The following is a 13,407-nucleotide window of genomic DNA, read 5'->3' on the forward strand; positions in this document are numbered from 1 at the left end:
AATACGAATATTCCGTATATGATTAAATCCGTTAATTCCGATACTGAATTAGTATTAGCACAACCTGCATTAGCCACAGCAACTAACACCACATTCTCAATTCATATTACTGAGCCAGATAATAATAGTGATGCAGCAAGAACGATGGTTGCAATAAATGCATACACACAATATTTCCTTGATGCAATGAATACATGGATGAGTGAAACAGGGCAGACAAAAATTGAGATGCCAAATGGTGAAGTTATCACACTCGATAGCATTAAGAAGATGCAGGGGGATATTAGTAAAAAAGCGGATGATGAAAAAACTATTCATATTGGTGATTTTGGATTAGGCCGTTCAAACACAACGGGAGATAAGCATACCCCTAATGCAAATGATATAAAATTCACAGGTGTAGCTACACCACCGGGTAGTAATGGAACTAATTACTGGAATAATTATTATCCGTTATTCAGCATGGTTCGTGGCGGGGGAAATATAGGCAATAATGTTCAGCTACAGATTACTCCTGAAGGAGTTGCATATAGGCGGACATCAACTAACGAGTGGGTTGATTGGATAAAACTAGTGAGTCCCGGTGATTACGGAATCGGTGGCGGTTCAAAGTCAGGGGCAGTACCACCAACATTTACAGATGCTCATGAAATCAATAACAGTGGTTTTTTTGCCGCATCAGGAGGGGATTCGAAGAACTTTCATGATAATTATGGCTCGATTATTGTTGGTGCCAGGAATGGGGGAACTGATGGGACGGGATTTTTAACGCTAATACAAGCGAGTACAAAATCATTAGCATATAAAACCCGTGCAGGTAATAGATATAGCGGATGGATTGAAACATGGGGCTCTGCAAATACAACGATAGATAGTAATGGCTTTATTAAACGAGCCTCTCCCATCATTGACATTTATCCCAACGGTACATTTACCACCAACGACGAATCAGAAGGTGCTACGGTTACTCGAGTAGCTCAAGGTGAGTATCTCATTGAAGGAGTTCTTGGGTTTAACGCTGACGCAGGCTGGGGCGGTGTTGATGGCGGTATTGAAATTCCACTCGATGTAAATAAACAACCCCTTATTTGGGTTAACTCTAAAGTTAATAAAGACGGTTCGATTCTCGTTAAAACGTATCACCGAACTCACCCCAACGCACCTAAGTTCGCCCGTAATGATATTGATGGCTATAATGATGGCGACCCAATTGATATCCCTGATGGTCGTTTTATTTCCGTGCGTGTACAGATGCCAGAAGGCTCAATCTATAACGTGAGAATGCGTGAGATGGAAGAAGCTCAGAAAGCGGAAGAGGAGCGCAGGCAAAAAGAAGAGATGGAAAATCAGGACACCAATAGCGCACCAGAAATTGATAACTGATTGATTATATAACTCGGTCGGTTCCATCGAGCATCGGCACTACTCTGTTTTTAAATACTGCACAGAATTAGCATCTGGCAACTTCTTGCTTCTCTCACGATAAAACGCTAATCGTTCATTAAAGTACGCTCTCAAATGTGCTGGTTGTTGTCGTTCAACTTCTACGGCAATAGCCAGCATATTGAGTTTAGTTTTATATTTTATTGAAATAAAACATGTAACCGCAATTCGGACACAATAAGATTAGGTTTTTCTTAAGTTTATGTTTGTTTTGTTTGGCAACATAAGAACAACTTGGGCAGGTAACTTCTACTAGTGCGTCTTGAAACATTCTGATCACATTAAAAGCTTTCATATCTTTCACCCATTATAGGGATATCGTGATTCAGTGTACGCTACTTTGTATTTAATTGCTTAATTTTTGTTCTTTTATTTGTGGTGACAAGTTTTATTACACCACATGATAAAGCACAGCAAGTACGTTTGAGTATTTAAGGTGCCAGAAACTGCCTGTTGGTTAGCCAACTACCATACACTCACCTTCAATAAAATCCTCTCCGTCATCTTCGCATTTCACAATACGACACTTTCCACATAAGCCATACCGACTAACGACACAATGAACACCTGGAGAGCTACCTGAGCCTTGGTGTTTGTTTTGTCACCTCTCATAGCTGGATATTTTTTCTAACAAGCCATCTTTAACCATACTATCTAATGTTCTGCGAGTAGATTCGAGAATACTTTTCTTATCAAAAGAATCCATTCCTTTAAGCATATAAGCTACACCTGAAACGTCGAAAGGTGGTGCGCCAATTTCACCCGTTACCAATTCAAGATTGTCGGGTTCAAATAATTCCATTATCTCTTTTTTTGCGTGAAGTCATTCTAATTTTTAGCATTCCTTATTGTGGGTTGCATCCATCCTACAATAAGGAACCAATAAGACATACAAATAAAAGGGTTTATCATCCTGACGTGTTAAGCAAGCGGATTAGGTGATATGCATATTATTTCGTATTTAATGAATTAATATTGCTCAGAAATTCTTTCTAACGAAGGGATTGAATGAAATATTTTATTACACTTTGTTACAAATAGAAAACCCCAAGGAGTTACCCTCGGGGTTCTTTATTCAAATGCACGTGCATTTCGCGTGCACTTTCAAGTCCTTTTGTTGTCAGTGTGTAGTCTTGATGATTTCGCTAACTTCTTGTTTTTGAAATCGTTGTCCTATCACTGACCCACCAAATTTGGTGGAGCTGGCGGGAGTTGAACCCGCGTCCGAAATTTCTACATCCTCGGTACTACATGCTTAGTCTAGTCTTTAAATTCACTTACCTACTGCGGACAGACACGCCATAAATAAGCTAGCTTGATTAAGTTTAACGCTTTGACCCCAAGCTAGGTCTCCACGCGATCTCTTTTGGGTTTGACTTCTCTTGATCCCCGTCTTAAGAGCGGAAGCTAGGGAGAGAAGGCTCTAAGTAGGTTATTAAGCTACTAGTGCGCGTTTTTGATCGTCGTTTGCGACTATCTTTTTGCGGCTTTTTACGAGGCCAACCGCCCCTCGGCATGCACCTTGGGTTTCGCAAATCCCGTCGAATCCAGAATCAGCCCCAAGTTGTTGAAAGTGAGTATATCAGAAAAATACTTGTAATTGCTAGTACTTAACGCAATTTAGCGGTTAGCATTTTTCATGATACGTGCTTTGTCTAATTTCCACTCACGATCTTTAATGGTTTCACGTTTGTCGTGATCTTTCTTACCTTTAGCAACGCCGATTTTAATTTTACACCACGCGTTTTTCCAATAAAGAGAAAGCGCAACGACGGTGTATCCATCACGGTTGATTTGACCATAAAGGTTATCAAGTTCACGTTGTTTTAATAACAGTTTACGGGTACGTGTCGGATCACAAACCACATGAGATGATGCAACATTTAAAGGCGTAATGGTTGCACCAAAAAGATAAGCTTCACCGTCACGCATGACAACGTAGCTATCACTGATGTTGGCTTTTCCTGCACGCAGTGATTTAACTTCCCAGCCTTGTAACGACAGACCCGCTTCAATCTCATCTTCGATGAAATATTCATGGCGAGCACGTTTGTTTAACGCAATGGTCGCGGAACCAGGTTTGTGTGATTTTTTCTTTGTCATAATGTCCACATTATACTGTATGAGCAACAGAAAGAAATCATTTAACCGACTGTTTTCTTTTCAATTGCATAAAACTTAAGCTATATTCCATTAGATTTTTAATTAGTCACTGTTCAATGATATGATCCACACAGTGTTGTCGTACAGGAATAACTATGCCTCAGATTAGTCGATCTGCTCTCGTCCCTTTTAGTACAGAGCAAATGTTTAAACTGGTTAATGATGTTCTTACTTATCCTGATTTTCTACCAGGATGCGTTGGAAGTAAACTGATCAAAAGCACACCAGAAGAAATGATTGCATCAATAAATGTCTCAAAAGCGGGAATTAGTAAAACATTTACTACCCATAACTTTTTAAAGACTAATGAACGTGTTGATATGCGTCTTGTTGATGGCCCCTTTCGTAAATTGACTGGGGGATGGGTGTTTACCGCACTCGATGATAATGCGTGTAAGATAGAATTTCAGCTAGACTTTGAGTTCACTAATAAACTAATTGAGTTGGCTTTTGGCCGTATTTTTAAAGATTTAACGAACAATATGGTTCAAGCATTTACTCACAGAGCGAAAGAGATCTATCGTGACTAAAATATGGGTAGAGGTAACCTACGCGTTACCCGATAAACAGTACCTTATCCCTGTAGAACTAACGCTAGGGGACACTGTTGAACAAGCCATTGTTGCTTCAAATATCTTAACGATTTGTAATGATATTGATTTAACTAAGAATAAAGTTGGTATTTATAGTCGTCCAGCAAAGCTAAGTGATAATGTGAGAGACGGTGATAGAGTTGAAATTTATCGACCTTTAATTGCCGATCCTAAAGAAATGCGTCGTAAACGTGCAGAAAAAGCACGACAAAAAGCGGATTAATATCATGTTTTGCCCAATATAGGGTGTCACATACTGCATTAATAGGCCACTTGATTACAGACAGATACAATAAAAGATAACACTACCATAAAGTAATTTTTCTTTATAAAAACACACCCCAACGTAAAGTTTAACGTATGGGGTGCAATTCGTTTTTGCCAATCTTATACAAAACTAAGTTTTCTTAGCGCGATGATAGCATTATGCTTTTGTTGCAGGCGCTGAGAAATTAGGCATATTGCCTTGTTTATCAATCTTAGTCAGTATGCCATTGCTATCAAAAGTTAGTGTCAGCGTTTCTTGACGTACTTTCTGGTGACCTGGCTCTTCACGGAAAACATAATACCAAGTTTGGCTTCCGAAAGGATCTTTAAGCATTGGCGTACCAAGGGCAAATTGAACTTGCTGCTGTGTCATTCCTTGCTGAACTTTTGCGACTTCGGCTGGTGTTAAATAATTTCCCTGATTGATATCTGGGTGATAAACCAGTCTCTCGAACATAGAGCAACCTGAAGTCATTACGACTAAAGATAAGGCGGCAACTTTTAACAGTTTAAAACGCATGGTTATTACATTCCTTTTAGGGTCATAGTGACGATGATAATCGACAACGCAGCAATTGAAAACCTTTCACGCTCTGCCTATGACCCTAAATATCAATAAAAGTTTGTTAATCGTTATGCAGCCAACAAATCTTTCGCATTTGCTAAGGTGTTTTTGGTGACTTCACTTCCTGCTAATAAACGGGCGAGCTCTTGTAAACGTTCTTTTTTCGATAATAGTTTCATTGTGGTTTCAGTTTCTTCACCATTTGTCTCTTTATTAACAAAATAGTGTTGATGTCCACAACCAGCTACTTGAGGTAAGTGGGTAACACACATTACTTGAGTTGATTCACCCAATTCTCGCAATAATTTACCTACGATAGCGGCTGTAGGGCCACTGATCCCTACATCGACTTCATCGAAAATCAGGGCTGGTGTATCCATTTTTTTCGCTGTGATCACTTGGATTGCGAGCGCAATACGAGATAACTCACCACCAGAAGCCACTTTAGAAAGCGCTTGATGAGGTTGTCCTGGGTTTGTGGTGACATTAAATTCAACTTTTGTGGCACCATCGATTTGCAGTGAGCTGTCATCAAAATAGGTATCAACAGTAAAGTAACCATGAGGCATTGATAACTGATGCATACTGTTAGTGATAAGTTGACTTAATTCATTTGCATATTGTTGGCGAACTTGATGCAGTTGCTTTGCAACATCTAATGCAATTAAATGGTCAGCTTTGACTTGTTCTATTAAAGCGTCACAATCATCATTTTGACGAAGTAGGGCATTCTTTTCTTCAATTAATTGCTGATGAAGGTCATATAATTCTTCAGGCGCTACACGATGCTTACGTGACAAACTTATGTATTTAGACATACGTTTTTCAACTTCAAATAAGCGGTTAGGGTCCATTTCTAAACGATCACTATAGTGGCGAAGTTCGTCACTAACTTCACTAATTTGGATCGTGGCTTCATCCAGCATCTCTAATAACGAATTAAATTGGCTTTCCATTGATGCCAATTCTGTAATTTCATGCTTGGCAACATTGAGCATGCTTAAGATATTTTGTTCTTCATTATCACTTAAAATTTGTAAACTATTTTGGCTTAAAGTCAAAAATTGTCCACAGTTGGAAAGACGTTTATATTCTTGATCTAATTCAGGATATTCGCCTTGAATGGGCTGAAATTCATTAAGCTCTTTTAAATGATAATCAACCAGTTGTTGCCTAGCTTCTCTTTCTAGAGAGAGTTGTTGAAACGAGGCCAATGTCTGACAGCTTTGATGCCATGTTTGATAGGCAGATTTCATGCTTTTTAATAGAGCAGGTTCATGAGCATAAATATCAAGCAGGTGCTTTTGATAACGAGGCTCTAAAAGTTGTTGGTGAGCATGTTGCCCATGAATTTGGATAAGTAAAGAACCTAGCTCTCTTAATTGTGAAAGGGGTACGGAAGTACCGTTGATAAAACCACGAGAACGCCCATCAGCAGAAATGGTTCTTCTTAATAGGCATTCGTTATGGTCATCAAGATGATGTTCTTCAAGCCAACGTTGTGCCGATGGCGTGTCAGAGAGTGAGAATCGTGCGCATAAATCAGCTCTAGCTGCACCTGGGCGCACCATATTTGCATCACCACGGTTACCTAAGCATAAACCTAGCGCATCAATTGCAATAGATTTACCTGCACCAGTTTCACCCGTAATGGTCGTCATGCCACCAGAAAAATCGATTTCAAGTTCACGGACTATGGCAAAATGACTAATAGTTAATTGAGTCAGCATAGTGCCTCTCCTGTGTATAAAAACATATCTGTGATTACATACAGTATAAACTGGTTTTTTATACAGTAAAGTAGCGAGGCACAAAAATTAGAACATTTTTTTTGACCAACCTAATTTTGAGCTGAGTGTATTAAAATAATTGTAATCAGTAGGATGAACCAAATTGAGTTTTTGACGGCTACGTTTAATGATGACTTCATCACCTTCTTTTATAGGTAAGACTAATTGACTATCACAACTGACTTCATAATCAATATTCGTTTGTGAGAATTTTAGGCGAATTTGACTATCACTGCTGATAACTAAAGGGCGTGCTGATAAGGTATGGGGGAACATAGGTACAAGCGCAATAGCATCAAGATTAGGAGTTAAAATGGGGCCTCCAGCAGACAATGAATAGGCAGTTGAGCCTGTGGGGGTAGCAATAATTAAACCGTCAGAACGCTGTGAAAAGGCAAAACGATCATCAATATAAACCTCAAACTCAATCATATGAGCCACTTTACCAGGATGAAGCACTACTTCATTTATCGCTGTACCAATACGTGTTCTTTGACCTTCAGCGCAGACTCGAGCTTCAAGTAAGAACCGTTTTTCTTCACGATAATGCCCAGCAAGAACATTGGTTAATTGTTGTAAGGCATTATCAGGATCGAGATCAGTAAGAAAACCTAAGTTACCACGGTTAACGCCAATTACTTTGATATTATAGCGAGATAACACACGCGCAGCACCGAGCATGTTGCCATCACCTCCGACGACAATCACAAGATCAGCGATTTTACCCACTTGTGTTAAATCACCCGTTTGTGCATTTTTAAGTTTTAGCTCTTGAGCGACTTGTGTATCAATAATAACATCATAGCCTTGAGCTTGTAGCCAATGATAAAGCATTTCATGTGTTGAAAGTGCCTCTGGATGGCGGGGATGGCCGACAATGCCAATACATTTAAAGTGTTTTTTTTCCGTTACGGTATTATCTGGCATTTTTTTACCCTCGTTTTGCGCCAATTCCTTGAAACCCGTTTATTGATCCCCATAATAAACTAAATATGAAGATGAATACCAAAACTACGCGGAGATGTTCATGAGTAGTAAAGAACAAAATATACATGAAGAGCAAGTCTCAAAAGAAAAAGAAGGAATGGGATCTGTAATGGATGAATCTCAAGAGCAGGTAATGACCGAAGAAGCACAAGCGGATTTTAATGCTCAAGCTGAGTTAGCTGAGGCGTTAGCGCGTATTGATTCTCTCGAAAAACAACTGGAGCAATCACAAAAAACAGAGCGTGAAGCTATGGCTCGTGCTTTGGCTGAAGTTGAAAATGTACGTCGCCGTACTCAACAAGATATTGAGAAAGCACATAAATTTGCACTTGAAAAATTTTCTAATGAATTATTGCCAGTACTTGATAATTTAGAGCGCGCTTTATCTGCTGCTGATCATGAAAATGAATCGCAAAAACCAATGATTGAAGGGTTAGAGTTAACACTGAAGTCATTCTTAGATGCCGTACGTAAATTTGGCATTGAAGTAGTTGAAGAAAAAAATGTAGCATTCAACCCTGATGTTCATCAAGCGATGACATTGATTGATAGCCCTGAACATGAGTCTAATCATGTTGTTGATGTTATGCAAAAAGGATATACCTTGAATGGTCGTTTATTACGTCCAGCTATGGTTATCGTTTCTAAATAGCATTAATAAAAGTATTCGTTATCACACGTTTTATTCAGTGTAGATAAAGTAAACCGCACAATACGAAGTTTATAAATCTTCTAGTTATTGTGCGGTTTTACATTTTTAAAGGCAGGACTTACTCAATCGCATCAAGATACCAATTGATAGGTGTTCGGCCTTGTTGCTGTAAAATATCATTAGCCTGTTTAAAATGACCACAGCCTAAAAATCCTCTATGTGCAGAAAGTGGTGATGGGTGGGGGGCTTTTAAGATAACGTGTTTTTTTGTATCAATAAAACGACCTTTTTTCTGAGCATGAGCTCCCCAAAGTAGGAAAATAACTCCTTCTCTACGCTGATTAATTTGCTCAATAACAGCATCTGTAAATATTTCCCAACCATAATTAGCGTGAGAATGTGCTTGGCCTTTCTCTACGGTCAATACGGTATTAAGCAATAAAACCCCTTGTTTTGCCCAACTTTCTAAATAGCCATGGTTAGGGCGCTTAAAATCAGGGTATTCTTTTTCAAGCTCTTTATACATGTTAACGAGTGAAGGGGGAGCAGGTACACCTGGGCGTACTGAAAAAGAGAGTCCATGAGCTTGGTTTGGGCCATGATAAGGATCTTGTCCTAAAATAACGACATTCACATTTTCAAAAGGTGTAAAACGAAAAGCATTAAAAACGTCTTCCTGAGGGGGATAAATAATTTTGCCTGCTTCTCTTTGTTGCGCGACTTGAGACATAATTTGATGAAAGTAAGGCTTTTCTTTTTCAGCACCTATTACATCATGCCAAGTTAATGCAGTAGTCATAACATAAAATCCTTATTGATATCTTATAGTGCCTAAGCTTACAGATATCATTGAATGAATGAAAATATAACAGTTTAAAAATTAGAATTAATTGAGTTCTCAAATTTTCTTTTAAAATTTACAAAAAAAATTGCAAATCAAGAGAGGGCGATTGTTGATTTAAAACAACACTTTGCACCTTGGTTGGTAAAGTGCTTATGAATTTTATTGATATTAATCAAAGAATGGCGCCATTTATACTGGTATATAAGTAGATAGAAACATTGGTTAGACCAAATACCCAAGTTCTGATCCAAGATTAGAATTTGATTTTGTGCCCATATTGGAGGTCGAAATGATTACTGGTATCCAAATTACTAAAGCTGATAACGACGATTTATTACACTCTTTCTGGTTATTAGATGATGAAAACGGCGAAGCGCGTTGCATCTGTGCTAAAAAAGGCTTTGAAGAAGGCCAAGTGATTAACCGTAAAGAATTAGGCAATATCGAATACCGTGAAGTGCCTGTAGAATCTAAACCGGTTGTTCGTGTAGAAGGTGGTCAACACTTAAACGTTAACGTATTAAGCCGTGAAACACTGGAAGATGCAGTTAACAACCCTGAGAAATACCCTCAATTAACTATTCGTGTTTCTGGTTATGCAGTGCGTTTTAACTCATTGACTCCAGAACAGCAACGTGATGTTATTACCCGTACTTTCACTGAAAGTCTGTAATTTTTCACTAAAGTAATAAGTTATTGATAAAGCTCGATATGAAAATATCGGGCTTTTTTATGTGTAAAATTTCACATTGATAAATAAAAAAGCCGTAGCGATATTAATTCACTACGGCTCTAAATAAATGAAGAAATAATGCAGATTATTCGCTATCTGTCAGTGTTTCTTTTGCTGAGTTTATTGGCACTGTACTTTTTGTCGTGCTATTGGTTGCCGTTTTACGACGCTTACCAATATTTTTACGATCGCGAGCACGTACTTTTTCTTTAACTGCTTTTTTCTCTTCGTCTTTTTTCGCTTTACGTTTAGCCAGCACTTTTTTAGATGGTTTAAACGTTGCTTTTTGACTTGGTGCTTTAGTGGTTGGGCGTAACTCAGCGACGACACGGTATTTAATTGGCTCTTGAACATAACGGCCAATCTTACCTAATAATGGGTGATCGTGTGCTTCAACTAATGAAATGGCGATACCTTTGCGGCCAGCTCGTCCTGTGCGACCAATACGATGCAAATAGACGTCAGCAGTGCGAGGTAAATCAAAGTTAAACACATGGGTGATGTCGTCCAAATCAAGACCACGAGAAGCAACATCTGTTGCGACTAATACATTCATTTGGCCTGATTCTAATCGTTTTATTGCATCATTACGTTGTGTTTGCGCCATCTCACCTTCAAGATAGCTACATTTAATACCTTGTTTTTCTAATGCAGAGACGAGCTCTCTTACTCGTTCTCTTTTACGTACAAAGACAATCGATTTTTTAACATCGTCTTGCTTTAGTAATGCGGCCAGTAATGCTGTTTTATGTTCAAGATTATCAGCATGATAATAGAATTGCTGAATTTTTTTACGTTCACGACGTGAAGGATCAGCATTCAGTTCAACGGGCTCATTAAGGATACGTTGTGCAAAATCAATGACGGCATTACCTTCAAGTGTTGCAGAGAATAGTAATGTCTGTTTGCGCCAGCGAGTTTCGCCCGCGATGGTTTCAATATCATTAGCAAAACCCATATCTAACATGCGGTCTGCTTCATCTAAAATCAGCATTTCTACCGCACGGCAGTCAAAGTTTTCTTCTTTGATGTACTGTAATAAACGACCTGTTGTTGCAACAACGATATCTTGGTTCTCGCTAAAGACTTCAGCGTGATTCATATAAGCAACACCGCCCGTGATAGTGGCGATATCTAAATGAGTGTGCGCACATAATTCTTTTGCCTGCTCGGCAACTTGCATGGCAAGTTCGCGTGTTGGTGTCAGGATAAGAATACGTGGCGGACCTGATTTTTTACGTGGGTAATCAAGCAAGTGTTGAATTGCCGGAAGCAAAAAGGCCGCAGTTTTCCCTGTGCCTGTTGGCGCAGAGCCTAAAATATCACGTCCATCCATTGCTGCTGGAATAGCATCTGCTTGAATTGCAGTAGGACGTTGATATCCTTTTTCTTCTAATGCGGTCAATAAACTTTCATCAAGTTCAAGACTAGAAAATGTCGTGGCTGTCATTGTATACCTCTGTTTAGGGCGCGGATTTTGACATTATCCCCTGCTAAAAGCCAGCGGATTTACCGCTATCACATTATATATTACCGATAGACGAAGGTATTCGTTGTTTTTAGGCTTAATCTAAATAAGCGCGCATCGTATACAAATAGTTTAATGTTAAGATAGGGGTTGCAGAAGCGTTATCATACCATATATCTCTTTTTCAATGACATGAATGATAAGTAATAAAAAAGAGATAGTAATACGAATCAATAGAGCTTATAGATGAATCAAAAGAAAGTGAAAAAAGCGGGATTACGCAAAGGCGGTTTTACATTTAAGCAATTTTTTGTTGCTCATGATAAGTGTGAAATGAAAGTAGGGACAGATGGCGTTTTATTAGGAGCCTGGGCACCCGTCGAGAATGTAAAAAGAGCTCTTGATATCGGTACGGGGAGTGGGTTAGTTGCTTTAATGTTAGCTCAACGGGCTAACCAAATTGAGTGTATTGATGGTATTGAACTTGATGAAAATGCAGCATCACAAGCTGCCGAAAATGCACAAGGATCGCCATGGCATTCGTTAATTCACATTTATCATAATGATATTTATCATTATGCAGAGAAAATAAAAAATAAATATGATTTGATCGTAAGTAATCCACCTTATTTTGAACCTGCTATCGCTTGTCGCAATGATGTTCGTGAACAAGCGCGTTATACCAAAACGTTAACGCATGAGGGATTATTGGACAGTGCACAATCACTTATTACAGACGACGGTTTATTTTGTGTTGTGTTGCCCTATGCTATTGGCGAACAATTTATTGAAATAGCAGAAAAAAAAGAGTGGAATATTGTCAAGCGAGTGAATATCAAAGATAGCGCGGACAAACCCTACCATCGAATATTGTTAGCATTTCAAAGACAAAGTGAAAGTTGCATTGAATGTAATATAGAAGAGCTTATTATTCGTCATAATGAAGGTCATTACACGGATAAGTTTCAATCTTGGGTAACTGACTTTTATTTATATTATTAAATCTATATTTAATAATACACTGTTTAAGATAATATATATTGTTGTAAGTAATCGTATATATCTAAATAATATCATTGTGTTATCGTTTCTTTATTGGCAAATTGCATATTGGTTGGTGATCACCATGATAATTTTTTTGTGATTCATCTCTTAAAATAATGATTGAATTGAACTTCATACTATTTTTACGCTCTAAGTCATGTAGCTCATAAAAAACGAGAAGGAATAACGAGAGTAAATATGACGGAGTCATTTAAAAATAGTGCGAAGCTTGACTTCGGGAGAGTCCATCTCTAATGAGCGAGCAGTTAACGGACCAAATGTTGGTTGAAAAGGTACAAAATGGTGACCAGAATGCGTTTAATTTGCTGGTTATCCGCTATCAACACAAGGTAGCAAGCCTGATTTCCCGTTATGTACCACAGGGTGATGTGCCAGATGTTTCGCAGGAAGCCTTTATTAAAGCTTACCGAGCCATAGGTTCTTTTCGTGGTGATAGTGCTTTTTATACATGGCTTTACCGAATTGCGGTGAATACCGCAAAAAATTATCTGGTGGCACAAGGGCGACGTCCGCCTTCAAATGATTTAGATGCGAGTGATGTTGAAAATTTTGAATCACCAAACGCATTAAAAGAAATTTCGAACCCTGAGAATTTAATGTTGTCTGAAGAGTTACGGAGAGTGGTTTTTCACACCATAGAGTCATTACCTGAAGATCTAAGGGTTGCTATAACACTTCGGGAACTTGACGGACTGAGCTATGAAGAGATAGCCGTCATTATGGATTGCCCTGTCGGAACAGTACGTTCACGTATTTTTAGGGCGCGAGAAGCTATTGATAATAAGGTTCAACCATTAATACAAGAGTTTTGATTGTGGGTGAACCATCATTGACTGA

The 13,407-nt window shown here is 38.6% G+C and carries 15 protein-coding genes, 1 other RNA gene and 1 pseudogene; 7 read left to right on the forward strand and 10 right to left on the reverse strand.

What is annotated here, in order from left to right; translation table 11 throughout:
* Positions 1 to 1,383: phage tail fiber protein (locus tag ABN217_RS15980; RefSeq protein WP_349459614.1), on the forward strand; the 1,383-nt coding region annotated here is incomplete at its 5' end.
* 39 nt (positions 1,384 to 1,422) lie between these two features.
* On the opposite strand, the gene ABN217_RS15985 is transcribed toward ABN217_RS15980, so the two are convergent.
* The 5 genes and pseudogenes from ABN217_RS15985 to smpB form a co-directional block, all read right to left on the reverse strand.
* Positions 1,423 to 1,611 carry a DNA polymerase III subunit theta gene (locus ABN217_RS15985; protein ID WP_349459634.1) on the reverse strand — a complete coding sequence of 63 codons (189 nt, stop codon included), beginning with the start codon at positions 1,609 to 1,611 and terminating at the stop codon, positions 1,423 to 1,425.
* Positions 1,577 to 1,738, reverse strand: coding sequence for a YnfU family zinc-binding protein (locus tag ABN217_RS20695; RefSeq protein ID WP_215534280.1), 162 nt, complete (start codon positions 1,736 to 1,738; stop codon positions 1,577 to 1,579). The genes ABN217_RS15985 and ABN217_RS20695 overlap by 35 nt, the downstream gene beginning before the upstream one ends.
* A 162-nt stretch (positions 1,739 to 1,900) precedes the next feature.
* Positions 1,901 to 2,276, reverse strand: a pseudogene (locus ABN217_RS15990) (hypothetical protein).
* Between the two features lie 361 nt (positions 2,277 to 2,637).
* Positions 2,638 to 3,004, reverse strand: a transfer-messenger RNA (tmRNA) gene (gene ssrA / locus ABN217_RS15995).
* A gap of 59 nt (positions 3,005 to 3,063) precedes the next feature.
* Complete coding sequence (gene smpB, locus ABN217_RS16000; protein WP_072068734.1) at positions 3,064 to 3,546, reverse strand: SsrA-binding protein SmpB; 483 nt, start codon at positions 3,544 to 3,546, stop codon at positions 3,064 to 3,066.
* A 155-nt stretch (positions 3,547 to 3,701) separates the two neighbouring features.
* On the opposite strand from smpB, the gene ABN217_RS16005 reads away from it, so the two are divergent.
* On the forward strand, positions 3,702 to 4,136 hold the full coding sequence (locus ABN217_RS16005; RefSeq protein WP_006533588.1) for an SRPBCC family protein: 435 nt from the start codon (positions 3,702 to 3,704) through the stop codon (positions 4,134 to 4,136).
* Entirely contained in the window at positions 4,126 to 4,422 is a 297-nt protein-coding gene (locus ABN217_RS16010; RefSeq protein ID WP_502929693.1) for an RnfH family protein, read from the forward strand. The genes ABN217_RS16005 and ABN217_RS16010 overlap by 11 nt, the downstream gene beginning before the upstream one ends.
* Positions 4,423 to 4,623: 201 nt before the next feature.
* Here the strand turns inward: ABN217_RS16010 and bamE are convergent, their stop codons facing one another.
* The 3 genes from bamE to nadK all read right to left on the reverse strand — a co-directional run bounded on the left by bamE (position 4,624) and on the right by nadK (position 7,748).
* The gene (gene bamE / locus ABN217_RS16015) at positions 4,624 to 4,986 is read right to left on the reverse strand and encodes an outer membrane protein assembly factor BamE (protein WP_036935295.1); all 363 of its coding nucleotides are present in this window, start codon (positions 4,984 to 4,986) and stop codon (positions 4,624 to 4,626) included.
* Between the two features lie 113 nt (positions 4,987 to 5,099).
* Entirely contained in the window at positions 5,100 to 6,761 is a 1,662-nt protein-coding gene (gene recN / locus ABN217_RS16020; protein ID WP_340893462.1) for a DNA repair protein RecN, read from the reverse strand.
* Between the two features lie 87 nt (positions 6,762 to 6,848).
* Entirely contained in the window at positions 6,849 to 7,748 is a 900-nt protein-coding gene (nadK, locus tag ABN217_RS16025; protein ID WP_072068732.1) for an NAD(+) kinase, read from the reverse strand.
* A 100-nt stretch (positions 7,749 to 7,848) separates the two neighbouring features.
* On the opposite strand from nadK, the gene grpE reads away from it, so the two are divergent.
* A complete protein-coding gene (grpE, locus tag ABN217_RS16030) occupies positions 7,849 to 8,460 on the forward strand; it encodes a nucleotide exchange factor GrpE (protein WP_196553823.1) in 612 nt (203 codons plus the stop codon).
* A gap of 118 nt (positions 8,461 to 8,578) precedes the next feature.
* Here the strand turns inward: grpE and ung are convergent, their stop codons facing one another.
* The gene (gene ung, locus ABN217_RS16035; RefSeq protein ID WP_196553822.1) at positions 8,579 to 9,259 is read right to left on the reverse strand and encodes a uracil-DNA glycosylase; all 681 of its coding nucleotides are present in this window, start codon (positions 9,257 to 9,259) and stop codon (positions 8,579 to 8,581) included.
* Between the two features lie 334 nt (positions 9,260 to 9,593).
* On the opposite strand from ung, the gene grcA reads away from it, so the two are divergent.
* On the forward strand, positions 9,594 to 9,977 hold the full coding sequence (grcA, locus tag ABN217_RS16040; protein ID WP_023581591.1) for an autonomous glycyl radical cofactor GrcA: 384 nt from the start codon (positions 9,594 to 9,596) through the stop codon (positions 9,975 to 9,977).
* 145 nt (positions 9,978 to 10,122) lie between these two features.
* Here grcA and srmB read toward each other — a convergent pair whose 3' ends face one another.
* Entirely contained in the window at positions 10,123 to 11,487 is a 1,365-nt protein-coding gene (gene srmB / locus ABN217_RS16045; RefSeq protein WP_197268988.1) for an ATP-dependent RNA helicase SrmB, read from the reverse strand.
* Between the two features lie 264 nt (positions 11,488 to 11,751).
* Here srmB and trmN point away from each other — a divergent pair, with 264 nt between their 5' ends.
* Together trmN and rpoE are read left to right on the forward strand one after the other, a co-directional pair.
* Positions 11,752 to 12,507: a tRNA(1)(Val) (adenine(37)-N(6))-methyltransferase TrmN gene (trmN, locus tag ABN217_RS16050; protein ID WP_115350081.1), complete on the forward strand. Its 756-nt coding sequence runs from the start codon at positions 11,752 to 11,754 to the stop codon at positions 12,505 to 12,507.
* A 296-nt stretch (positions 12,508 to 12,803) separates the two neighbouring features.
* Positions 12,804 to 13,382, forward strand: coding sequence for an RNA polymerase sigma factor RpoE (gene rpoE / locus ABN217_RS16055; protein ID WP_023581594.1), 579 nt, complete (start codon positions 12,804 to 12,806; stop codon positions 13,380 to 13,382).
* Positions 13,383 to 13,407: the final 25 nt, after the last annotated feature.

The sequence above is a fragment of the Proteus sp. fly-1067 genome (assembly GCF_040139345.1).
Taxonomy (GTDB): Bacteria; Pseudomonadota; Gammaproteobacteria; order Enterobacterales; family Enterobacteriaceae; genus Proteus; species Proteus vulgaris_B.

Coding starts and splice junctions, on each gene's coding strand:
- ABN217_RS20695 (WP_215534280.1), bottom strand. CDS start 1,738: ATGAAAGCTTTTAATGTGATCAGAATGTTTCAAGACGCACTAGTAGAA.
- smpB (WP_072068734.1), bottom strand. CDS start 3,546: ATGACAAAGAAAAAATCACACAAACCTGGTTCCGCGACCATTGCGTTA.
- ABN217_RS16005 (WP_006533588.1), top strand. CDS start 3,702: ATGCCTCAGATTAGTCGATCTGCTCTCGTCCCTTTTAGTACAGAGCAA.
- bamE (WP_036935295.1), bottom strand. CDS start 4,986: ATGCGTTTTAAACTGTTAAAAGTTGCCGCCTTATCTTTAGTCGTAATG.
- recN (WP_340893462.1), bottom strand. CDS start 6,761: ATGCTGACTCAATTAACTATTAGTCATTTTGCCATAGTCCGTGAACTT.
- nadK (WP_072068732.1), bottom strand. CDS start 7,748: ATGCCAGATAATACCGTAACGGAAAAAAAACACTTTAAATGTATTGGC.
- grpE (WP_196553823.1), top strand. CDS start 7,849: ATGAGTAGTAAAGAACAAAATATACATGAAGAGCAAGTCTCAAAAGAA.
- ung (WP_196553822.1), bottom strand. CDS start 9,259: ATGACTACTGCATTAACTTGGCATGATGTAATAGGTGCTGAAAAAGAA.
- grcA (WP_023581591.1), top strand. CDS start 9,594: ATGATTACTGGTATCCAAATTACTAAAGCTGATAACGACGATTTATTA.
- srmB (WP_197268988.1), bottom strand. CDS start 11,487: ATGACAGCCACGACATTTTCTAGTCTTGAACTTGATGAAAGTTTATTG.
- trmN (WP_115350081.1), top strand. CDS start 11,752: ATGAATCAAAAGAAAGTGAAAAAAGCGGGATTACGCAAAGGCGGTTTT.
- rpoE (WP_023581594.1), top strand. CDS start 12,804: ATGAGCGAGCAGTTAACGGACCAAATGTTGGTTGAAAAGGTACAAAAT.